The organism is Thalassotalea hakodatensis, from assembly GCF_030295995.1.
GTDB classification, from domain to species: domain Bacteria; phylum Pseudomonadota; class Gammaproteobacteria; order Enterobacterales; family Alteromonadaceae; genus Thalassotalea_C; species Thalassotalea_C hakodatensis.
Genome location: NZ_AP027365.1, coordinates 3,842,653 through 3,866,676 on the forward strand (window position 1 = coordinate 3,842,653; position 24,024 = coordinate 3,866,676).

Sequence of the window (24,024 nt, forward strand, 5' to 3'; positions counted from 1 at the left end):
CAAATTTGGAACCCTCATGCAGTTACCCGCTAAATATAATCGTCCAGAGTATTTGCTTTTGGCTATGGCTTTTATTATGCCTTTAGTATTTTCCGTTTGGATGGCTTTGCTAAATAACTTTGTGATTGAAAAAGCGGCTTTTACCGGGAAAGAAATTGGCATCTTGCAAAGCTTACGTGAAATACCTGGTTTTCTCGCTTTTACAGCAATTTATGTGCTGATATTTTTAAAGGAACAAACTTTTGCCATCATTGCTTTAGGCCTAACGGCTTTTGGTGTTGCCATTACGGGCTATTTCCCCACAGCAATGGGCTTATACATTACTACTGTGATTATGTCGATTGGCTTTCACTATTTCGAAACCATTAATCAGTCGCTTACTTTGCAGTTGATAAAAAAGGAAAACACACCGCATTTTATGGGTAAAATGTTATCGGCAAAATCGGCAGCATCGTTATTAGCTTTTAGCAGCATTTGGCTACTGATGGAACATTTTTCTTGGAGCTATAAAGCAACCTATACGTTATTCGGTGGAATTGCATTGTTATTAACCTGTTATTTAGCCGTTGCCTTTAAACAATTTCCACTCCATGTTGAGCAAAATAAAAGGCTGATCTTACGTAAGCGTTACTGGCTATTTTATGCCTTAACCTTTTTCAGTGGTGCTAGACGACAAATATTTGTGGTATTTGCCGGTTTCTTGATGGTTGAAAAGTTTGGTTATAGTGTTGCCGATATTAGTGCATTATTCCTCATTAACTATGTATTCAACTGGTTATTTGCTGCAAAAATAGGCAAGTTAATCGGTATTATTGGCGAACGACGCGTACTAAAATTTGAATACTGTGGTTTAGTCACACTTTTTATTGCTTATGGGCTAGTTGAAAACTCCACTTTTGCAGCAGTACTTTATGTGGTAGATCACCTGTTTTTTGCTTTAGCAATCGCGATAAAAACCTACTTCCAAAAAATAGCGGCCCCAGAAGATATCGCCGCCAGTGCTGGCGTAAGCTTTTCCATTAATCATATTGCCGCTGTTGTTATACCAGCGTTACTTGGTTTAGTGTGGATAGTAAACTCTTCATGGGTTTTCTACATTGGAGCAGGCTTTGCTTTTTGCTCTTTAGTGTTGTCACATTTAATTCCAAGTCATCCTCGCCAAGGTATTGAATTAAAATGGCAAGAAGCGCAATAAATCCCCCATTAAAATGAAAAAAGTTGTAGTGATTTAGATACCACTACAACTTTATAATATTCATCGACACACTAAACATTGATACCAATTACTTTATAAAGTATCCGTTTATTTTCGCCTGTATAAAACTATTTATTATTCTCTAAAAACATTAAAAAATCATCAGCTGGCATCGGTTTGGCATAATAAAACCCCTGCACTTCATCGCAATTCTGCGCTTTCAGGTGCATTTCTTGGTCGATATCCTCTATCCCTTCGGCGATCACTTTTAAGTCTAATTGCTTACCTAAATTAATGATGGTGTCAGCAATAATAGATTCACCAGGTTTAGTAATATCATTGACAAAAGAGCGATCGACTTTTAAACGGTCAAGCGGCAATTGCTTTAAGTAACTAAGCGATGAATAACCTGTGCCAAAATCATCAAGCGCAATGCTAATGCCTTCGGCTTTTAATTCTTTTAACGCCTCAACCACAACTTGAGGTTCATCCATTAAGATGTTTTCTGTAATTTCTAATTCTAATTTTCTAGGGTGTACTTGGTGTTTATTGATCGCAGCAATAATGCGCGCCACAAAATCTACGCGTTTAAATTGCGGAATAGAAACATTAACGGAAATACCGACTTGATCATAAGAATGTTGTTCCAGAATCTTTATTTGCTGGCATGCTTGATTGATCACCCAATCGCCAATTTCAATAATTAACCCTGAATATTCAGCAAGAGGAATAAATTCTGCTGGTGAAATAAAGTTGCCGTCAGCTGTTCGCCATCTTAACAACGCTTCTGCACCAGTAACTTTGCCTGTTGATAAATTTAATTGTGGTTGATACCAAAGCTCTAAACGGTTATCAGCAAAATCTGTTCTTAATTGGCGGATCATACCAAGACGCCAAAGCGTTTTATCTTCCATCGCTTGTTTATAATAAGCAAAATGCTGTTGGTTATTCTTTTTCGCTAAATTCAAGGCAATATTAATTTGGTTTAATACTTTTACTCCTCGAGGGCCTGCGTCTTCTTTCTCGCAGAAACCAAACGTAGCACTTATTGGTAGATGTTGTTCACCAGCAGAAAATGGCTGGTCAAACATTCTGCTTAATTCATCAGGGTTGACAATATTTTTAGGCCCAATAATACCAAAGACATCTGCCCCTATACGTGCAAATTGACATGGCCCACCAAATGCTTTCATTCGGGTGGTAACCGACATTAACAACTGATTGCCCAAATCTTGCCCTAAGCCATCATTGATATCACTAAAATGGTTAATATCAATAAGTCCTGCAACTAATCCACTATCTTGGCTTTGAGCAAAGTCGTCAAGTAAATTGACAAATTCTAATCGATTCGGAAGCTCAGTTAGCCAATCTTTATACGCCGCATTTCGTAATTTTTGAAATAAATGAACGTTTTCATAACCGATAGATATATTGGTTAAATATACCTCTGCCAGCTGTTTATCAATGTCTGATAATTCGCCCGCTAGCTCAAGAAATATTACTGCTCGGTAGCCACCACTTGTGAGGTATAAGCAGGCATGACTATCGCTAAATTGATGTTGTTTTTGTTGAAAGCAATTTTTAATCGCTTGCTGAATATCAGGATTGACTATTGACTCGATTTTCTGGTTCTTCTCAATGGGAGAACCGCCTGACTTGCCTAATACATAGAGACTGAGATCATCTGCACCTTCTACAATACCCTGACCTCGTGCACAAAACAGGCTTGACTTGCTATCAATCAATGGCAGTAATTGTTCTAACACACCGTCGGCGTAGTCATAAACAGAATGCAGTTCAAGTAACTCAGCCGCAGCCCCCACAATTTTTTCTAATCCTTGACGATTCTGAGTAACGGTATCGATTTGTTGATAAGAACGAATAGCGGCATAAACTGTAGTAACAAGTTTTCGACGAGTCAGCTCTGTTTTTGTTTTATAATCGTTAATGTCATAATCTTTAATGACACTTTCTTCTGGGGCGTATCCTGGCTGTCCGGTGCGTAGTACTATGCGAATATCTTGTCGTGCTAACGATTCACGAATATGTTTTACTACGCTTAAACCCGCATCGTCAGTTTCCATAACGACATCTAGTAGCACCAGAACAATATCATCGTGTTGTTCTATTAAATGGCAAGCATCCCTACCAGAGTACGCGTGTATGTACTCTAAACGTTTACCTAGTACGATAAGATCTGATAATGCAAGCTGTGTTACTGAATGTATCTCAGGGTCATCATCTACAATTAAGACTTTCCAAGTATCTATACCTGCGTCTTCTACAATCTCATCTTCATCACTATCATCGATAAACAAAAAATCGTCGTTAGTTTCTTCGGAAGCCTGCATATTTCCCTCTAATCAGTGGCAACCTGCTCACTGAAAACCTAGCGATGTTCACTAGTACATTATTGTAATTTTATTTACTATCTTTTACATAATAAAAGTGAGTGACAGATTATTCAATAAAACAATTGGATAATTATCAACATTTCCCAAGATGTTAATACACTGTTAAACAGGTGTTTAATGTCGGTTTAAAATTAGCCATAGACATTTTTCTGCGTGCCAGTAATACTAATCAAGGTTTTACACGAACTTTTGCCAAGATAAAATATATTTCTTCTATTATTAACGGCAGTTTTATCAGTTTTGTCAATCGCTCTTTGCGTAAATGAGGTAACAAAGATGAAAGTTACAAAAACACCCTCTACTGAAACAGTAGTTGTTGAGGCTGAAAATACCGCCGATATTGTTACCACATCTGAACCAAACCAACAGCATAACAAGCACACTAACCAACTCTCTTCACAAATGCAGTTGCTTGGCTTAGCAAAGCAATTTGTTATTGACGGGTCTTTGCTACCCATTGAAAAACAAATGCCATTAGAAGATAGGTGTAAAAGAAGAGAACGCACGGCTGTATTGCGTAAACAACAAAACATGGAAAGTATTATTCAACGTGCCGTTACCTATTGCGCAGGAGATAAAGTAACAGACCGAGTTGATCAAGACTGGTTTGCCAGCTTTATTGAATTAGCAGAACATATTAGCAATAAAACCATGCAAGATTTATGGGCCAAAATTTTAGCAGGTGAAATATCTGCGCCAGGTAGCTTTTCTTTGAAATCATTACAAACGTTTCGCACGATGAGCATACACGAAGCTAAATTACTAGCGAAAGCCTGTAGCTTAGCGGTAAGCGACAACCATCGTAAAAATATGCGTCTTATTTCAGGCGCTTCTCAAACACCAGGCATTATTAATTTTTTTACTGGTAATCGTTATTATCCTATAAACCTTTCAGCTTTCGGCTTATCTTATGCTGAGCTACTTACCTTAGCAGATAACCATTTAATCTTTATTCAAGAAACAGAAACAACCCCGCTAAAAAAAGGAGATACGCTAAGTTTTGATTACAATGGCGAACCTTTCAATTTAACGCCTAAAAAGAACAACGCGTTGTTATCCTTCTATAAATTCACGCCTATTGGAACAGAGCTTGCGCAATTAATTGCTAATAAGCCAGACAATAAATATCGCGCTTATATCAAAGAAGAGTTTTCGAATATATTTGCTTTACAATAAGAAAAAGCCTTCAAGCGTTACGCTTAAAGGCTTTATCAAATACGTTTAGCTTGATGACAAAAACGGCTAAATGCCATCTCCATCTGTATGCAAACCACATTCTCTTTGCATACCTGAAAAACGAACATCACTTTCATTCATACCCAATGTTAATGGCCGCGTTGAGTGTGTATCACCAACACTCACATAACCTTGATCCCATAATGGATGATACGGTAAACCATGTTTCGTTAAGTATTGATGCACATCTTTGTTATGCCAATCAATAATCGGGTGTACCTTAAAACGCCCACGTAAAATACTTACAACAGACAAACCTTCTCGATGATCTGATTGCTGACGACGTATGCCAGAAAACCACGTACCTGCTGAATGCTCAGTTAAACCGCGCTCTAATGGTTCAACCTTATTTCGTCGGTTATATGCTTTTAATGCTTGTTCATCTTTCGCCCATTCTTCACCGTACTTAGCTAGCTGCCAAGCAGCACTTTCTTTAGCACTATATACATGAAGATTCAGCTTTAATTTTTCTGCAAGCGTATCTATAAATTGATATGTTTCCGGAAACAAATGTCCTGTATCGGTTAATATCACCGGTATATTCGGGTCAACCTGCGTCATCATATGTAGCATAACGGCAGACTGAATACCAAAGCTTGAGGAGAGTACAAACTGACCAGGTAAGTTTTCTAACGCCCACTCTACACGACCAGTAGCACTTTGCTTTTCAAGTAATTCATTCCATTGTATTAACCATGGTTCAGGTAATGACGCTGGAAATTTATTACTGATCACTGTAGAAGCGGCAGTTTGTGTATTATTGGTCATAAAAGTCTCGCTTACTGACTTTCACTTCTTGCACAATACCAACACGAATAACAAAGTCACCAAATGCTTCACTTTGCTCACGTTCTTCAACCCATCGGGCTACCAGTGAATCTATTTCTGTCAGAATATCTTGTTCGTCTAGGTTTTCCTTGTACATTTTAGGAACCCGCGTACCTGCGATATTGCCGCCTAGATGCATATTATACTTGCCTGGCCCTTTGCCTACTAAACCAAGCTCCGCTAACATGGCACGACCACAACCATTTGGACAACCCGTAACACGTAAAATAATATGTTCATCAGGTACGCCGTGTTTAGTAAGTAAGGCATCAACATCATCAATTAGGCCTGGTAAATAACGTTCTGCTTCTGCCATGGCTAATGGACACGTTGGAAATGCTACACACGCCATAGAGTTTTTTCGTTGGTTCGATACTTTATCGTCTAACAAACCATGTTCACGGGCAATTTTTTCAATTAATGCTTTATCTTGTTCTGCAACGCCAGCGATAATTAAGTTTTGGTTCGCGGTCATGCGAAAATCACCTTTATGTATTTTCGCAATTTCAGCAACGCCTGTTTTTAACGGTTTTCCTGGGTAATCCAATAAGCGGCCACTTTCAATAAACAGCGCTAAATGGTGTTTACCGTCAATTCCAGCAACCCAACCTAAGCGATCACCACGTTCGGTAAATTCATAAGGACGACTTTGTTCGAATACTACACCGGCTCTTCGCTCAACTTCGGTTTTAAACGTATCAATACCTACTCGGTCTAATGTGTATTTCGTTTTCGCATTTTTACGATTTACGCGGTTGCCCCAGTCACGTTGCGTGGTAACAACAGCTGCAGCAACATCTAAAGTATTAGCTAATGGCACAAAGCCAAAATCATCGGCCTTTCTAGGATATGTTGATTTGTCGCCATGTGTCATGGCTAACCCGCCACCCACTAACACGTTAAAACCGATAAGCTTACCTTGGTCAGCAATGGCAACAAAGTTTAAGTCATTGGCGTGTACATCCACATCGTTTTGCGGTGGAATAACAACCGTTGTTTTAAATTTACGTGGTAAATAATTACTGCCTAGAATAGGTTCTTCGGTATTTTCACCTTTTTCACCTTCAAGCTTTTCACCATCCAACCAAATTTCGGCATACGCACGTGTTTTAGGAAGCAAGTGCTCACTAATCTTCTTAGCCCACTCATAGGCTTCTTGATGAAGCTCTGATTCAACTGGGTTTGTAGTACATAATACGTTTCGATTAACATCACCTGCAGTTGCAATTGCATCAATACCAATACTGTTTAACGTTTGATGCATTACTTTAATATTAGGTTTTAATACTCCATGAAATTGAAACGTTTGACGCGTTGTTAACCGAATAGAACCATACATGGTCTTTTCTTCAGCAAATTTATCAATCGCTAACCATTGCGTTGGCGTAATAATACCACCCGGCATACGCGCACGTAGCATCACATTATGTAACGGTTCTAATTTTTGCTTGGTTCTTTCGGCACGAATGTCACGATCGTCTTGTTGATACATGCCGTGAAAACGTATTAATTGGAAATTATCCCCATTAAAGCCACCGGTGACGGCGTCAGATAAATCTTCTTTGATTGTACCGCGTAAAAAATTACTTTCGCGCTTCAATCTTTCATTATCAGCGAGTGTTCCTTCGACAATTAAAGGGCCGTTTTCTTGGGTTACATCTGTCATTAGTAAACATCCTTCTGATAACGCTTATCATTGCGTAAATCTTTTAAATATTGCTCGGCTTGTTCTGCCGTTTTATTACCTTGTTCAGCGATAATATCGATAAGTGCGGTTTCAACATCTTTTGCCATTCTGCTCATATCACCACACACATACAAATGTGCGCCACGCTCTAACCATGCATAAACATCGGCCGCGTGCTCACGCAAACGATCTTGTACATAAATTTTTTCAGCTTGATCTCGAGAAAATGCAAGATCAAGGCGTGTTAATAAACCAGACTTTAAATAACCCTGCCATTCAAGTTGATACAGAAAGTCTTGCGTAAAGGTTTGATCACCAAAAAACAGCCAATTATCACCTTCTGCTTCTGCTGCATCACGCTCTTGTAAAAAAGCACGGAAAGGAGCGATACCAGTACCAGGACCAATCATAATCACTGGGGTATTACTGTCTTGTGGTAAACGGAAGTTATCGTTATGTTCGATGAATACTTTGACTTCACCGCCTTCAGCTAAACGCTTACCTAAAAAGCTTGAAGCACCACCAGACCGTGTATGATCGGCGTGCTGATATTCCACTAAACCAACCGTTAAATGTACTTCTTCATCAACTTCCGACGGGCTCGATGCAATAGAATACAAACGCGGTGTAATTTTACGTAAAGCATCAACAAACACTTGTGCTTCAACCGTAGCTGGCGCGGCTTTTACAATATCTACAATTTGATGATTTGCCGCGTATTCACGTGCTGTGTTTTTATCACTCGCCAGTTTAGTTAATGTTTCATCATTGGAAACGCTTGCCCAAAATTCTATAAATGCCGGTGCTGTTTGGGTTATTTCTAGTTTAGAGACTAAGGCATCTTGTAAGCGATACGCTTCTTTGTTTACCGTAATGGTATCGTCGGCAGATAAAGACAACGCCGCGATGAGTTCATTGACTAATTCAAGATCATTTTCAAACCAAACCCCTAAGGCGTCACCCGCTTGATAGGTGATCCCTGACTCGCCTAAATCAACTTCAATATGTCGAACATCTTTATTTGAATCTCGACCCGTTATTTTTTGGCTAAGCGCTAATTCAGCAGTGTACGGGTTCTGCTTAGTATATTGACTCGTTGCGCCTGCTGTTGGCATAGCCACAACATTCGTAGTTGTAACATTGGCACCCAATAAGTCCTGAGATTTCGACAAAATATCTTCTGACCATGCCTGTGCATCGTCGTCATAATCAACATCGCAATCTAAACGAGGAGCAATTTTTTTCGCGCCTAGATTTGCTAAGTATTCGTCAAAGTCTTTACCCGTTTTACAGAAATATTCATAACTAGAGTCACCCAACGCAAGCACGCTGTAATGTAAATGATCTAATTTCGGTGCTTTTTTTGACGATAAAAATTCGTGAAAACCAATAGCATCATCTGGCGGCTCGCCTTCACCATTGGTACTAGCAACAATCAATAAATGTGTAACATTTTTAATGCTTTTCGGCTTAAACTCGCCCATGCTTTTGCAGTCAACGGTTAACCCTTGAGCTTGCGCTTGTTCAGCTAAACTTTTAGCAACACCTTTAGCATTGCCTGTTTGCGAACCATAAAGAATAGTTAAGGTAGCTGAGGCTTGAGGTGCACTTGCCGTAGGTAATACCGCAACCGATGAACCTTCACTTTTTGCAGCTAAATAACCGCTTGCCCAAGCTAACTGCAGCGGAGAAAAGCCACCAACCGTTTCTTTAAGCGTGGTTAATTGCTCTTGATTTAGCATGGTTTGATTTAAATTTTGCTCAGACATTTATCGTCAACTCGCCCATTTCTAATATGGGAGAAGAATAGACTGAGAACTTACAAATTAAAAAGAATAGAAACGGCTTTTTTATTCCAAAAAAGCATAATAAGCTTTTTTTCAGTACTATCAAGTACTATTGGTGAATCTATTTACGGGTTTAGTCAATTGCTTTGTGGTGTTATCAACATTCAATTATAAACCTCGTATAAACATTCGTGTATAACGGTGGACTCTGTCGTTTGACCTTTGTTGTGAGTATGTGATAAAAGAAAAAACTACAAAAGAATTAAGGGATTAATGTGTCTTCTTTATATCGTCGAATTTATTCCAATAAATTGCTTTTTGCTATTGCACTTATCATTTTCAGCTATTTTATTTTACGAGGTATCGCCTGGTACAAACACGAAATATTTGTGCTACAGGGTGAGTACTTTACGTTTCAAGACAAAAAAGTAAGATACCTTTGTCAGGGTAGTGGCCATCCTTATGTGATCTTAGAAACTGGTTTTGGTAATGACTCTGAGGAAGTATGGTCTTCCATTGCAAATCAGTTACCTTCAACTTTCACAACCTGTTACTACGACCGCTTAGGTCATGGTGGCAGTGATGATGTACCAACAACTTTCACCACTGAACAAAAATCTCAGCTCCAAGAGTCTTTAATTAAGCACATTGCTGGCGACAGCCCTGTTGTACTTGTTGCTAAATCTTATGGCGGGATTATCGCAAGAAGAACCACTGCCAGAGAAAATATTAATTTGGCGGCGCTGTTGTTGTTAGATTCCGCCCACGAAAACCAACACGAAGTTTTACGTGGCATATTTGACCCTATCTCAGATACCGTGAAAAATTTACAATACATTAATGCAACTCTAGGTCTCTTCGAAATTAAGAATATTTTTAATGAATACAACTCTGATAGGTCCAAACGCTTAGCTCAATATTATGCTGGTTTTCGATGGGCACATGTGCTGTCGACGTATCGAAACGAAAAAGGATTTTATACGCCGCTGGAAAATTTCAATTATGATTTTGGGGACTTAAAACTGGTGGTAATGAGCCATGACCGTGAGGCCTATGCTTCACGCCCTCGCTTCTACAGCATGGGAGAAAAGTGGGCTAAAATGCAACAAAGTCTAGCGAAGTTATCTACCAACTCTGAACACATGATTGTTAACGATGCCACTCATAACATTACGGGTGATGCTCCTGAAGTTGTTATTGCTAAAATCAAGGAAGCCGTTGAGTACGTGAACAATCAATTCAGTCGCAATGTAACCAACGCCTCCGGCACGACCGACTCATAATTTTTAACTCAATAAATGTATGAAAGGATGTTAGGGTCAGGTCTTGCATCGTGTAAGATGTTGGTTTTCACTGTCCGTTTTTGACAGTTTTCATTACCTTATTAAAAACCTCAATTTGAAAAAATGACCACTTAAAAACTCTCGCTGTTTTATGGTTCAGAAGCTTAATACATCGTGCGATGCACATCCCCCTCGAAGCTTTCGATATCACTGACGATAATGTTACCGTTATTAACGTCGTAGCCTATAAAGTCATTTAAACGATATTTTTGGCTTTGAGCCTTAGTATCTAATGGCACGGCATTTAGATAAGCACTGCCATTCTCATCGCTACCATAATACAACACGTTGTCGTCTATTTTTACCAGGAAAAAACCACTAGGCAGCGTTATTTGTGTATTGGTCAAATGTTGTAATTTATCAATTGAATCATCACTGAATGTTGGTGAAGCTACCCGATATAAGGTATTACTCTGTTGATCGATTAAATAGTGATACTCAGGGTGTTTGCTGTCAGTCAAACCATACGACCATTTTCCACTGAGTGGTTGCGCTTTTCGGTTCAGTAAATTAACCACCCTTAATTCAGGTATGCCGTTATTCACAACGGTAATTGCCGCACCATTTTCTGATAACCAATCAAGAGAAATAATGGGGCTTTCATTCGTAAAAATGATCTGCTCTTCTTTGAGGCTTGTTAACGGGCTATGTTCATTCAAGTCATACATGGGAATAAGGTAAACCTTATTATCAACGTTAAGTAATAGGTGTTGATCATTAGGTGATAAAGCCATATAGCTCAAGCGATAAGGTTGAGTAAAATTTGACACTATTTTGGCTTGCTTACCTTCGTTTGATGCCAAATACAATTGTGCTCGGCCACTGCGGTTTGATATAAACAAATACTGAGAACTCTGGTGAAATAACGCTGGATTAAAGTCGTCTACGGTGGAGTTATCGATCTTAATGTTGACGCTTTCATTTATGTTTTTAGGTGCAACTAACCAACTATTTCCGTAATTGTTCTGCTTGGTGCTAAACAGTAAATTTTTTCCATCTGGGAACAGCGACATTTGTGGGGATAAATATTCAGATGCGCTTACAAACAACGTTGCATTGTTACCTTGTATATCACTTTTAATAATTTGTTCTGCTGGTGGCGCAGCATAATAATACACATGTTCAGAGTTATGATGCCAAATAGCTTCAGTAACAAGGTAATCAAATTTTACGCCCTCAGTTATTTCATTCGTACGTAAGTTCAACACCTGCAGCTGGGTTTTGATATCACCAGTAGTACTCATAATGAGTAGTTTGTTGCCATCAGGTGAAATATCAATATTGTGATGTCCCCAACCAACAGGCTCCGCTTGTGTGACAAAACTATGCTTTTTAGTTTCTAAATCAAAAGCATAAATTTGATTAGGCCAAAAGTTTTGCGGTTGTGCTGTATAATAAATCGTGTTTCTACCTGCATGATAATCAATATCTTTTATCCGCTTATCTCTACAGTCAAACAGCCTTTCATCGTTTTGTTGCCAGTGCATTGTAGGACTTGTAGAATCGGGTGTTTTAGCCGTTATCGTCGCTTGATAAACACGACAAGTCCCTCGCTGTTTATCAAGATATAGCATGTGGGTTATTGCGTTATTTGGCGTTGAAACAACAGCAATAATTTTACTAATGTTAGTGTTCCCTATATCAATTTGCTTTGTTTGCGCGGTATGAATATTTTTAAGCCTCAATTGATAGCGCGTATTTTTAGCAGCTGTATTTACATCCTGCTTTAAATAATAAAGATGGTTGTTATCTGGGTGCATACGTGCTGATTCTTCCATGCCGTGAGCACGCGTTAACGCTTTGGTATAGGAGTTATGAGCGCCTTGATTATTGTTATTATTAACTATTTTCCATAAATACCCACTACCAAGTAACAGTATTAGCAAGAAGGCTACACCGCTTATCACCTTATTTCGAACTCTGTGTTGCTGGGCGCTTCCATCATCTACTTCATTATTAATGAGTGAATCTCTGTCAACAACTTGCGATGTATCAAGCAGGTTTACCTGACATATAAATCGGTAACCTCGTTTAGGCACCGTTTGTATGTATTGAGGTTTTTTAGGATCATCTGCCAACACTTTGCGAAGGCTGGCAACGAGCTTATTAATAGCATTATCAGTTACAAGCGAACCTGGCCACAAATGCGCTAAAATGTCTTGACGGGAAATAATCGTATTTTGCTGATTAACAAAAAGTAATAACAATTCAAATAGCTTTGGCTCTAACGCTATTTCTGTCTCTTGGCAATATAATCGCGCCTGTATTTCATCAAGGATAAACTCGCCAAATTGGATCATAACGACTTGTTTGCTCTGGAGGTTAGCATAAATAACAACGATTAACGTAAAAGCAGTTTATCACGCAGCTCACCAGATAAAAAATAGGTAAAATGCACAACACCAGCTTTTCGTTCAAAAAACACACTGAAATGTGCGTTATCACCTTTTCATCACCTTTTTTCCTCAAATAATCATTACATTAGCGACAAAAGAAATCACAGTGATTGCTGTTGAATATGCCACTTAACCTAATTTAACTTAAAGGATCACTTTATGTTTAACCATGTAATCGCAATACTGCTTTTTCTCCTACTAGCCAATATCACGAGTGTTTATGCCAAGGTACGAGGCGAATCAAAAATCGATAGTTTACCCTCTAAAATATTAGCCGAGCAACGAGAACTGTTAATACACTTACCCAATAATTATCAATTGAACACCGAGTTAGATTATCCCGTATTGTACTTATTAGATGGCCAAAGAAATTTTAATCATGTTGTGGGCTCACTAGATCTGCACAACCAAGATAATAATGCTCACGAAATGATTATTGTTGCCATTAAAAATACCCACCGTACTCGAGACTTCACCCCTACTTATGATGAAAGTTATAACGAATGGGGCATTTCAGGTGGCGCTGATAACTTTCTTGATTTTCTCGAACAAGAACTTATCCCCTATATCAACAAAAACTATCGTACCAATAAGTTTAAAGTATTATCAGGGCACTCTTTGAGCGGTTTATTTGCCGTGTATGCGATGCAAACTCGGCCAGAACTATTTCAAGCTCATTTTGCTTTTAGTCCGAGCTTATGGTGGCATAACAAGGTAATATTTCAAGAGGCTGAACACTTTTTTGCCAACACCTCTAAGCTCAATAGCTATTTATATATCAATATGGGCAATGAAGGCGGTATGATGCTGAGTGCTTATCAGCAATACTTACAATTATTGAAAAAGCATACCCCTGAAGGTTTTCGTTACCATGAGAGTTTAGTGGAACAAGAAGGTCACAACACCACTGCACTTGCAGGGCACCCTAAAGCATTCCACTCATTACAACAATCATTGCAGTGTCCAAAAGAAATTATTGAGCAAGGTTTAGTGGCAATCGAGCAGTTTTATCAACAACAATCTGAATTATACGGTTATCAGATAACACCTAGTTACCGTGCAGTTAATCATGCAGGTTATATAGCGTTAGAAAAAAAAGACATTGAAAAAGCAATAGAAATATTTACCTATAATGTAAAAAATTACCCTTATAAAGCTGACAGTTATGACAGCTTAGCTGATGGCCTAGCCGCTGATGGACAACTTAACAAAGCGCTCAACATGATGAATACTGCCATTGAAAAAAGCGTCATTGAAAATGTTGAGAATAATTCATTTAAACACCACCGCGACAATTTACTTAATCGCATCAAGGAAAGATGACACGCTAAAAGCAAAAATCGAATGGCAGCAAAAAGTAACAACCAGCGGTTTGGTTAAGCTAAACTAACTACTCTGCTTGAAGAATATCTGTTACCCACTCGACCTATTCATATAAACAGAATAGGTCGAAGCATTAAAATATATGCGCACCTTTATATAGGGTCTGTAATATTGAGTTCATTTGACGAATCAATACAGAAAAAATATATTTTCTCGCTCTGAAAGAATACTGAAGCTTTCATTTATTAAATCTTATCACTTAAAACTAAGTTAACGCTAAATAGTTAAAATTATCTGCTAAAATATTAACAGAGTGATGTTTAGCAAGTAACTTTATTATCAACATGTTACGAAACGACATGCTTAATCTCTCACCTAGCACTCAGTAATAAACATAGACAGGATCAGTTCTTGAAGAAAATATCATTCCTTGCTTTTACAAAGTTTTTGTTATTATCGCTCTTTTTATTATCCTCGCCATTAACAGCATCAACATCCATCGCACTTGATAGCAAAAGTGCGCATCAAATTGCTGATAAACAACTCTGGCGCAAAGTATCCACGGGAATAACAGACGTAAACAAACAGAATATAGAGCAACTATGGCATGAGTCTTTAATCGTTGATGGCAGTATCGTAGGGCAGTCTGGCGGATATCTTGCGAAACTAAATATAACGAATAGGCAAAATACGGTTTGGTTTTTAGTGGTTAATGCCAACTTTATCGACCAAGGGTTAACTTATTGGCAACCTATCGATAAAGGCATTGTTACTTTTGGTGACTTTTCACAACTCAATAATAGAAATACACCGCAATTACTTCATTTTCAGGCGATTCCATTACAACTAGCAAAACAAGAAAGCGGTACATTATGGCTTTACATAACAGCAAAGCATTTTCCTACACCTGCTTCGTTGACAATTTACGATACCAGTAGCTTTTACTGGTATCAGAGTATTAACAACACGGTTACTCTTGTCACGATTACCGCCATGCTACTTCTAGGTATACTCGCACTTTTAATTTACCTTGGCACCCGACATAGAGTAGCAATTACCTGCGCAGGCTATGTTGGTTTGCACGGGATTGGTTGGTTAGCTGCTTCTGGACTCTTCGAAGACATATTTATCGGCTCCCACAATAACTGGAGTTATGCTGGTATGTATATTTTCCCGTTTGCGATCGCCTGTGCTAGCCAGTTTGTTGCCGACTTGTTTGAATGCAAAGCCAAACATAATTCTCTATATAAGTTTCTTAATTTAATAACAGCTGTTTGCTTTTCTTTAGGTTTAGTCATGGTATTTCTGCCGTTTCAATTAAGCTTTTACCTTGCACACATTTTGGCATTTGGCTGGATCATTTTGACCATATCTGTTAGTTGCAAAATGCTAACCAAGCATGATTTTAGAGCGAAGTACTTTCTTATCGGTAACGTGCTGTATAGTTTATCATTAATTTATTATACCGCTGCCCACAGCCGATATTTTGGTTCATTAGCCTACCCAGAGATAACGGTGTTAGTGGCGTTGTCTATTGATTGTATCTGTATTGTTCTTTCACTATCTGAATGGTTCAAAATAAAGCAATCAGAATTTAATCGACACTTTTATTTATCACGCATAGATCCACTTACCCAGTTAGGTAACCGTTATGCGTTAAACGAAACGTTAAATTGCCTATCAGAATGCTATTTTATCGTTTATATAGACTTTGATGGTTTAAAAATTATCAATGACAAATTTGGTCACGAGCAAGGAGATCTATTAATTGTCAACGGAGCTCGGCTTATATCAAACTTAGTGGTCGATAAAGGAAAAGCATTTCGAACAGGGGGCGATGAATTTATTTGTGTTTTTTCTCATTGTTCATCAGAAAGTTTACCTCAATTACAGGATACTGTTTCACAAGCACTTGAGGACATTAGTAAAACGTTAAAAAACACATGGAAGGCCGCAGGGCTTAGCTTTGGTACTGCTACACACCAAGAAGCTAGCACAGTGTCTGAATGTTTGTCATTAGCCGATAAAAGAATGTATCAACAAAAACAGCAGAAAAAGTAAGCTTGCATTAAATAACGTGTGGCAAGCTTATTTACAGTAACACTAGGGCCTGTTGATCTTTCGCGCTTATTTTTGCAGCAGTTTATTGGTATTTAGACAAGGCATTGCGATTAATGTGTGGTTATTCCACATGAAAAAGCAATAACGACGTATAAATACCAAAAAACGCTGCCCTTTAGGTTGAGCTAAACGCTATTTCTTCATCGTTGTTCGCAATTTACATGGAATAACCATGCGACATTGCTCACGTCTTGAACAAAAAGCGTTTAGTTCGAACAAAATTTAATCTCAAAAGATCAACAGACCTTAGTTAGTATCTAATTTCATCCGCCCAAAACATCAATTAATTGGTGCTTTGAATGTTACATCACCTACTTTCAAGTTGTTCCACTTTGGTTTTATCACTGTCACGTTATTTTCCATGATCTGTTCTTTTAGGTAACGGACTTTAGAAGGGTTATGTACTGGCATATGTTTTGGCTGCCATTTTTCATCACTAAGAAACCATAAATTAGCTGACGTTGAATAGTTATTTTCAGTGATAATAACAAATTCTGCTTTTTGATCACCATTCAAGTCGGTTGCTAAAAAATAGTAACTATTATTATCAAAACCTGACCATTGATGCTCAGTAGCCTTATTATAAACGGCTTCAATTAAGTTAGCAGAAAACTCACTTTGTTGCGGCCAATAAGTCACTAATGTTTTAAACTGTGTAAGAGTGAAATTTTCTTTACTCCTATGCTGGGTATTAATATACATTCTATCAATGATCACAATCTTCTCAGGAGCAGCTGTTGCTAGTTCATCTTTAAGGGCTTGTAATGCTAAATAACCTTGCCGTCCTAGAGAATGGTCAAAATACTGATAATCAAAATCATCGTAAGTCGTTTGCCCTTTCTCTAAGCGGGCTATCTGACTCTGCACCGCTATGCTTTGAAAATTTAAAACGGGTGAATTTACCAGCAACATAACAACTAAAACAACCACGCCCATTGCAATATTGACTTTGCTTAAGGTTTCTAACCATGCATCACGCTGCTTTACTATGCCAAACAAATAGCCCAATGAGAAACACGTGAGCAATAGCCATACTAACAAGGCCCAACAACGATCAACGGTTAAGCCATATTGCTCCACTCGTAACCATAACCCAAACACAGCAATAACGCTGTACACGGGCAACAACGCAATACCAATAAAAATAAGCCGATGAATAAATGGGTGGTACGGCCTTTCATGCGATTCATCTTGGTAAACTGCATTAACGAAAAACAGCGTGAGTGCTTGTAACCACATCACTAATAGGCTTCCTGAACCTGTTTTCCATAAAGTTCCTAATCCCGTAAAAGGTAAAGTGGCTAGAAAACCCAACGAAACAACTGTCAGCGCAGGTAGCAAAAACTTGATCAGTGTTTGTAAAATTGTAGAGATATGGTCAACGGTATAAGTAATATTTCTAAAAACAATAATAGCGAAGCCAAAAGCAAGGTTTAACACCGGTATCACAAACCAATCTTTTCTCAACAGTTGTTGAAAAAATTCAATTTCTACAACTGAAAACAACCCCGCGCCAAGGTGTAATATCCCCCAAAATATCGCCACAAACAGCCAGCACTCAGCAAAAATAATGAAGTTTCGCCAAGATAACGTAAACAACGAACTATACGTTATTGGCTGCTTACTCATATACTGTTTGATATACATGAGAGCTTTAAAAGAAGCTAATAATGCAGTAAAGCCAAATACAACAACTACGCTATCGTTATTAACATATTTTATCGGCTCAAGTTGAAAGCCAATATACCCGCCTAAAGCGGATAGCAATAAGCAAAACGGTAACAAGTATTTTGCTATGGCTTTGCCATTTGTTTTTGTAATGCATAAAAAAGTCAGTAAAGGAAAACTTATTGCAAATGTTGCTAGCGAAGTAAGCCATACTGGTTGTGTGGCTGGCCAACTACTTTGTTCAACACTTTGATATAAAAGCGTTAATATAGCTCCTTGAAGTAACGCAAACACGATGATAAAAGGCTTAGGTAATTGATTGTCCATATCCACTCTTTTTGAAGTTAAACACATTCACGGTTCCATTTAACCACAGGTAAATACTTTTAGTCACGCTATGTCAAACAAATAGCAACACAATCGCTTTCTATCTTAACACCCCGTATTGTTAGTTTGCTTTTTCGTTTCAAAAATATTTATTTTGCACTTGCATTAGTAGCAAAAAAACATACCATACCGTATGGTATGTAATTATTATCACAAGGCAACGTAATGGTTAAACTATTTCCTGCGATTCAAGCCGTAAAAGTTTCGGCTGATGATGCGTTAATTAGCAAAGCAGTACACCCTTTTTTCAGAGATGCACTACAAACGAAGGTTTCAAAAGTCAAACTATCCCCTAGCCAGTTGCAATATGCCATTTTTCATTATCTTCCTAACTGGGTAAACGGGCTAATGAATTTGCGTAATAAACTCGTGGGAATATTTGGTTTTAAGGTTAATCAAGGTAATTTAATACCGCAAAGTGATGAATTAATGGTGGGAGATCAAGCTGGCTTTCTAACTGTTATCGAAAAATCGCACAACGAGATTATTAGCTACGCAGAGGATAAGCACATGGCTTTTTATCTGAGTATTAAAAAACAAGAAAACACCGTAATTGTTTCAAGTTTAGTCAACCAGAAAACAATACTTGGCCGCATTTATGTTAATGCCATTTTGCCCTTTCATTATTTTATTGCGCGTATTGTGATTAACAACGCGATAAAAGCGAATAGAATATGAGTACTTCAACTAAGAATAGTCAATTAGACTGGCTGACCTTCGCACTTAAGGTACTGATTGAAAAAGGGCCAGAGCATCTTAGAATAGCTAAACTTTGTGACCTAAAAGGGGTGACAAAAGGCTCTTTTTATCATCATTTTAACAATCGTGCAGTGTTCATTGAATGCTTAATGTCTCATTGGTACGAAACAACGACCGTTTCCTTTATTGAACAAGCAAACACACAAGATTCTGCTCAGGAAAGGTTACAAAAACTTGATAGCGTGATTGCCAATAATAATATAGAAGCTGAAAAACATATTCGCGCGTGGGCATTAAATGAACCAGCGATCAAAGTTTACCTTGAGAAAATAGATAATCAAAGACGACAGTATTTAGCTCAGTGCTACGTTGAATTAGGGTTAGAACAATCACAAGCGAATGATATTGCGTTAATGGCATATGCTAACTTTTTGGGCATGCAGCAAATACATCCCGAACCAAATATTGAAGATGTACTTAGAATATCGGCTATGGCCTCTAAGGCTTTACTACCAACAATGTAAATTTAACCATAAATATTAAGGACGACACATGAAAATTATGCAATATTCAGGATATTACTTATTAGCCACGGGTATATTACACAATATTATTGGCCTAAGTTTAGGCTGGTCTAGTTTAGTTGCAATGCATCAAGATGGCTGGTTTTTTTCGACTCTCGTTAATAACCAAATGGCCTTTGATCGAGAAGCAATAAGTTGGTTTTTAATTACTGGTTGCTTTTGGATGCTATTTGGCTTGATGTTGCAAAAAGCATTAAATGAAGGTTATTGTCCGCCACTATCACTGGGTTGGGGGTTTGTGTTTATCGGCGTTATTGTTGCGGTGATTATGCCAATATCAGGGGCATATTTGTTTATCATTCAGGGCGCCATTTTAATCATAGGCACAACAAAGCGTAAACAACCTGATAGCAAAATAACGACCGCCCCGTCTAGCCAACATAATTAACAATATCAATAAGGTAAAGCATTGCTCTAAAATACCCATGGTTCAATGCTTACTTCATTTGTTATACGTGGCTTTAAATTAATGACAAACGGTAGATAACAAAGCACTATTGCCCGTTATACTGTATAAATAATGTTATTTTTGTAAACAAAGCGGTAGCCCCTGTTATGCCTTTCTCAACGCTATTAGATAAACTTCCTTCAAGGAAAATTTGCTTGGCAAATGCGTTGTTTTGGCTACTACTAAACACATTTGCTGCTTATTACAATTACCGAATGCTGCTTCATTATGATAAACCCGCAGTATACACTGATATTTGGCTAGAATATTTACCTTGGTGGGGAAATTGGGCGCTTATCGCACCATTGGTATTCACATCAACCCAATTAATTCCCTATAAAAAAGAACGAATATCAACATTTATTTGCCTCAATATACTGGCATCTTTGATGTTATTTTTTTTATATTGGTTTTTAACCATTATCGAGGTGGCACTGATCAAGCACGGCGCTGTGAACCTAGAAATCATAAATGAAGCATTTGAACGGTTGCTATTAAGTCCGCTACATATTGATTTTCTCATTTATCTATCTGTATTTTGTACCGGCTACGCAATTACTTATTACACGCGAGCAAAACAGCATGCGGTAAAAAATGACCTATTAGCCAAACAGTTACTCGAAATAGAACTACAATCGTTACGTTCACAATTAAACCCGCATTTTTTATTTAATACCTTAAATACGGTTGCCAGCTTGATCCGGCTAGATGAAAAAAGCAAAGCGGTAAAAGCGTTAAGTGAATTAAGCCAAATGTTAAGAAAAGTATTAGAAAACCAAAATCATCAGCTTATACCTTTACCTCAAGAAATTGAATTTATCGAGAGTTACCTCACGATTCAAAAAATGCGTTTCGAAGATAAACTACTTACAACCGTTAATTTGTCAGGAAATTTACATGACTGCCAAATACCTTTCATGTTGTTACAACCCCTAGTTGAAAATGCAGTACAGCATGGCTGCCAACTAGAAAGTAATCAAAATAAATTAACGCTAAAAATCGCTTGTGATGACAAACAGCTATCAGTCACATTAATCAATAAAATATCACAAACCGACGAACATCAAGGCTTTGGCATTGGTATCACTAACTGTCGGCAACGTTTAGATAAAATCTATCAACAACGTTATACCTTAAGCCTAAACGAAATTGAAAATGATTATTTCGAAACACGATTAACACTACCAATTGGGGTGCATTATGATTAGTGTTTTAATTGCAGACGATGAACATTTAGCACGAAAAACCATTCAGTATTTATTGCAAAACCAAGCTGACATCGGCGATATTTATTTTGCTGAAAACGGAAATCAAGTCATTGAATTAGCGAAAAAGCATCACCCTGATATTATTTTCCTTGATATTCAAATGCCAGGAAAAAGCGGCTTACAAGCCGCAGAATTACTTGAAATAGATGCTGTTATTGTCTTTGCAACGGCGTTTGATCAATATGCTATTAGTGCCTTTGAACTAAACGCAATAGACTATTTACTTAAACCTTTTGATGATGACCGATTTTATCAGGCATTAGATAAAGCAAAGCGACAGGTTGCGAATAATCAAGTGAGTAACCTAGCGAATATTAATGAACTCATTATTCACTTAAAACAACAAGCAGACTCCCCTTTTAAAACGCAATTGGTGGTTAAAGATCCAGGTAGAATTCGTTTAATTGATGTTGACGATATTGAATATATTCAAGGCGCTGGCAATTATGCTGATATTCATTTAATCAATGGTGATCACCTATTACACCGAGCAACGTTAACAATGTTAGAAACACAACTAAACCCAAAAGAGTTTATTCGTATTCATCGTTCTTCAATTGTAAACCGTCAGTGCGTTCGTACATTAACGGCAACAGAGACTGGCGACTATTTAGTGCAATTAAACAGTAAATCGCAACTAACCTTAAGTCGGCGTAATAAAAATAAGTTAGACACGTTACTTAACCTAAACTCTGTTTAATAAAAACAACTTTAGTTTTTTTCATCCACTTAGGATCATCGTCATTGGAAATAGACTAAGTAAAAGGCAATCAAAAAAAGGGGCAACTATGTTGCCCCAAAATTCACTCATTGATTATTGATTTACAACCATATTGTCAACAAGCTACCTCACAAATTCAAGAATTCAGCTGTCCAAAGAGAATTTCTCCACTGCTCTTGATGCTATGCCACTGCTGTTCGTATTTGAATAATTAATACAACGCTACATAACAACCCTATAGTGACAAGTTATGCATTTTTTGCGAATAATTATTAAGCATAATTTATAACCTATTGCATATAAAGGGCTTTTTATAATGCTTATGCAACATGTTAATTAACGTTAAGCTAAAAATTTATCTAAAAAACAATGTTGATAAACGATGATCGCGGCTTATATTTACCCCAAATTGATTAATCGATAATCTCTTGTAAGAAAAAACTAACTAGCGACGTCATACTTATGAGAAGCGAAAAAAGGAGAATGTCGTTGAATAACAAAAACCAAAATGCCGCCATTGCCAAACTGGCAGATGAACATGGACGCTTGGTGTTTCATACAGCTTATCGCTTACTGGGTAACAGTCACTCGGCTGAAGACGTTACTCAGGAGGTATTTATTAAACTGTTTAAGAAACCAACCAATGCCTTCGACAGTATTAAAAATTGGCCGGCTTATCTGAGAACAATGGCTTCATCAGCGGCGATAGATCAACTAAGGCGTCGACAAAGGCTAGCGGAAGAGTCTATGGATTATTCCACTAATGATGAAGTGCCGTTACTTGATAAAACACAGCACAATGCAGACCCTTATCGAGAAATTGCTTTATCTAGGGATATCGAACAATTTAGCAGTGCATTAGCTGAGTTAACAGCGCAAGATGCACATGTGTTTTGTTTAAGGCACATAGAAGAATTTTCATATCAAGAAATTGCCGAACAACTAGGTATTTCAAATAGCTTAGTAGGCGTTACTTTACATCGCGCTCAGCAAAAGCTCTCACAATTGGTGGGAGAGTCACAATTTTTAGGAGCAGGTTATGAAATCACAGGATAATTTAAGCCCAGAGCTAAAGCATTATATTGCTTCAATAAAAGCACGTTCACCGTCTTCTATTGAAGATGAAAAAATGCAGCTAAACCTAGAAGCAGTCATTAAAGAAAATAGCGAAATAGCTGAAGCTAGTTCAATGAGAAAAGGTAATATATTAAGTAAAATCAAACAAAAACTATCACAAATATCATTGGTTCCCCTCGGCGGAGCTGTAGCAACATTAACGCTAGGCGTGATCACGTTATTACTATTAAGTGGACCTCCACGCGTCGCTTTTGCCTCTGTGGTTCAACAATTAGAGAAAATCACAAGCATGCGCTTTGTGTCCGAAATGAAGGCTTTTGACTCAGTATTCTCTCGATTTAAGGTTTATTACCGTGAACCTGGTTTAATACGTGTTGAAAGTATTCCACTGACCGAAGGTGGGGAAAATGCCAGAACCATCAATGTGATCAATACCAAGAAGGGCCAAGGGGTAATATTTCTTCCTGGGCCAAAGTTTGCTACGCCATTCAGTTTTGACCCAAAACAAGCTGAAGATTCTTCCAAGAATGATCCCCTGTATTGGTTTAACGCAATAAAACAATACAAAGGTGATGTTACAGAACTCGGTGAACAGGTCATTAATAATAAAACGGCAACAGGTCTGGCGTTCAAGGAATCTGGCACACACGTTACATTATGGATTGATCCTAGTACCCAACTTCCTATAAAAATCATTGTAAGTACTGCGACTGAAAATAATAAAACGGCATTTCAAATGGAAGCCGATGTGGAATTTAATCTGCCACTAAATGATGAGTTATTCTCACTTGAGATTGGTGAAAATTACCAGCAAAGAAGTCAAGAAGACTAGGCTTGTTAAC

At 37.9% G+C, this 24,024-nt stretch carries 18 protein-coding genes; 12 read left to right on the forward strand and 6 right to left on the reverse strand.

Translation table 11 applies throughout. From position 1 onward, the window contains the following. Positions 1–16: 16 nt before the first annotated feature. Positions 17–1,195: an MFS transporter gene (locus QUE72_RS17005; RefSeq protein ID WP_286270323.1), complete on the forward strand. Its 1,179-nt coding sequence runs from the start codon at positions 17–19 to the stop codon at positions 1,193–1,195. 128 nt (positions 1,196–1,323) lie between these two features. Here QUE72_RS17005 and QUE72_RS17010 read toward each other — a convergent pair whose 3' ends face one another. Then, on the reverse strand, positions 1,324–3,546 hold the full coding sequence (locus QUE72_RS17010) for a bifunctional diguanylate cyclase/phosphodiesterase (RefSeq protein ID WP_286270324.1): 2,223 nt from the start codon (positions 3,544–3,546) through the stop codon (positions 1,324–1,326). 339 nt (positions 3,547–3,885) lie between these two features. Here QUE72_RS17010 and QUE72_RS17015 point away from each other — a divergent pair, with 339 nt between their 5' ends. Beyond that, on the forward strand, positions 3,886–4,785 hold the full coding sequence (locus QUE72_RS17015) for a TIGR03899 family protein (RefSeq protein ID WP_074496373.1): 900 nt from the start codon (positions 3,886–3,888) through the stop codon (positions 4,783–4,785). Positions 4,786–4,851: 66 nt separating this feature from the next. Here the strand turns inward: QUE72_RS17015 and QUE72_RS17020 are convergent, their stop codons facing one another. The 3 genes from QUE72_RS17020 to QUE72_RS17030 are packed head-to-tail and all read right to left on the reverse strand — an operon-like array spanning position 4,852 to position 9,129. After that, entirely contained in the window at positions 4,852–5,613 is a 762-nt protein-coding gene (locus QUE72_RS17020) for a phosphoadenylyl-sulfate reductase (protein ID WP_074496372.1), read from the reverse strand. Then, entirely contained in the window at positions 5,603–7,339 is a 1,737-nt protein-coding gene (cysI, locus tag QUE72_RS17025; RefSeq protein ID WP_286270326.1) for an assimilatory sulfite reductase (NADPH) hemoprotein subunit, read from the reverse strand. Before cysI ends, QUE72_RS17020 begins: the two co-directional genes overlap by 11 nt. Further along, the gene (locus QUE72_RS17030) at positions 7,339–9,129 is read right to left on the reverse strand and encodes an assimilatory sulfite reductase (NADPH) flavoprotein subunit (protein WP_286270327.1); all 1,791 of its coding nucleotides are present in this window, start codon (positions 9,127–9,129) and stop codon (positions 7,339–7,341) included. Before QUE72_RS17030 ends, cysI begins: the two co-directional genes overlap by 1 nt. Positions 9,130–9,422: 293 nt before the next feature. On the opposite strand from QUE72_RS17030, the gene QUE72_RS17035 reads away from it, so the two are divergent. Continuing rightward, positions 9,423–10,430: an alpha/beta fold hydrolase gene (locus tag QUE72_RS17035; protein WP_286270328.1), complete on the forward strand. Its 1,008-nt coding sequence runs from the start codon at positions 9,423–9,425 to the stop codon at positions 10,428–10,430. A 164-nt stretch (positions 10,431–10,594) separates the two neighbouring features. On the opposite strand, the gene QUE72_RS17040 is transcribed toward QUE72_RS17035, so the two are convergent. Beyond that, on the reverse strand, positions 10,595–12,790 hold the full coding sequence (locus QUE72_RS17040; protein WP_286270329.1) for a winged helix-turn-helix domain-containing protein: 2,196 nt from the start codon (positions 12,788–12,790) through the stop codon (positions 10,595–10,597). A 255-nt stretch (positions 12,791–13,045) separates the two neighbouring features. On the opposite strand from QUE72_RS17040, the gene QUE72_RS17045 reads away from it, so the two are divergent. After that, entirely contained in the window at positions 13,046–14,209 is a 1,164-nt protein-coding gene (locus QUE72_RS17045; RefSeq protein ID WP_286270330.1) for an alpha/beta hydrolase-fold protein, read from the forward strand. Between the two features lie 411 nt (positions 14,210–14,620). After that, a complete protein-coding gene (locus QUE72_RS17050) occupies positions 14,621–16,270 on the forward strand; it encodes a GGDEF domain-containing protein (RefSeq protein WP_286270331.1) in 1,650 nt (549 codons plus the stop codon). A 339-nt stretch (positions 16,271–16,609) separates the two neighbouring features. On the opposite strand, the gene QUE72_RS17055 is transcribed toward QUE72_RS17050, so the two are convergent. Beyond that, positions 16,610–18,325 (reverse strand): DUF4153 domain-containing protein, encoded by a 1,716-nt coding sequence (locus QUE72_RS17055; protein WP_286270332.1) that lies wholly within the window; start codon positions 18,323–18,325, stop codon positions 16,610–16,612. A gap of 225 nt (positions 18,326–18,550) precedes the next feature. On the opposite strand from QUE72_RS17055, the gene QUE72_RS17060 reads away from it, so the two are divergent. The 7 genes from QUE72_RS17060 (at position 18,551) to QUE72_RS17090 (ending at position 24,014) form a co-directional block, all read left to right on the forward strand. Then, positions 18,551–19,063 (forward strand): DUF2867 domain-containing protein, encoded by a 513-nt coding sequence (locus tag QUE72_RS17060; protein ID WP_074496106.1) that lies wholly within the window; start codon positions 18,551–18,553, stop codon positions 19,061–19,063. Further along, complete coding sequence (locus QUE72_RS17065) at positions 19,060–19,608, forward strand: TetR/AcrR family transcriptional regulator (protein WP_074496109.1); 549 nt, start codon at positions 19,060–19,062, stop codon at positions 19,606–19,608. The genes QUE72_RS17060 and QUE72_RS17065 overlap by 4 nt, the downstream gene beginning before the upstream one ends. A gap of 28 nt (positions 19,609–19,636) precedes the next feature. Next, positions 19,637–20,056: a DUF6463 family protein gene (locus QUE72_RS17070; RefSeq protein WP_175573065.1), complete on the forward strand. Its 420-nt coding sequence runs from the start codon at positions 19,637–19,639 to the stop codon at positions 20,054–20,056. A gap of 215 nt (positions 20,057–20,271) precedes the next feature. Continuing rightward, positions 20,272–21,324: a sensor histidine kinase gene (locus tag QUE72_RS17075; protein ID WP_286270336.1), complete on the forward strand. Its 1,053-nt coding sequence runs from the start codon at positions 20,272–20,274 to the stop codon at positions 21,322–21,324. Further along, positions 21,317–22,084 carry a LytR/AlgR family response regulator transcription factor gene (locus QUE72_RS17080; protein WP_286270339.1) on the forward strand — a complete coding sequence of 256 codons (768 nt, stop codon included), beginning with the start codon at positions 21,317–21,319 and terminating at the stop codon, positions 22,082–22,084. Before QUE72_RS17075 ends, QUE72_RS17080 begins: the two co-directional genes overlap by 8 nt. Positions 22,085–22,594: 510 nt before the next feature. Continuing rightward, positions 22,595–23,161, forward strand: coding sequence for an RNA polymerase sigma factor (locus tag QUE72_RS17085; protein WP_286270341.1), 567 nt, complete (start codon positions 22,595–22,597; stop codon positions 23,159–23,161). Beyond that, positions 23,145–24,014 carry a LolA family protein gene (locus tag QUE72_RS17090; protein ID WP_286270343.1) on the forward strand — a complete coding sequence of 290 codons (870 nt, stop codon included), beginning with the start codon at positions 23,145–23,147 and terminating at the stop codon, positions 24,012–24,014. The genes QUE72_RS17085 and QUE72_RS17090 overlap by 17 nt, the downstream gene beginning before the upstream one ends. The last annotated feature ends 10 nt before the right edge of the window (positions 24,015–24,024 follow it).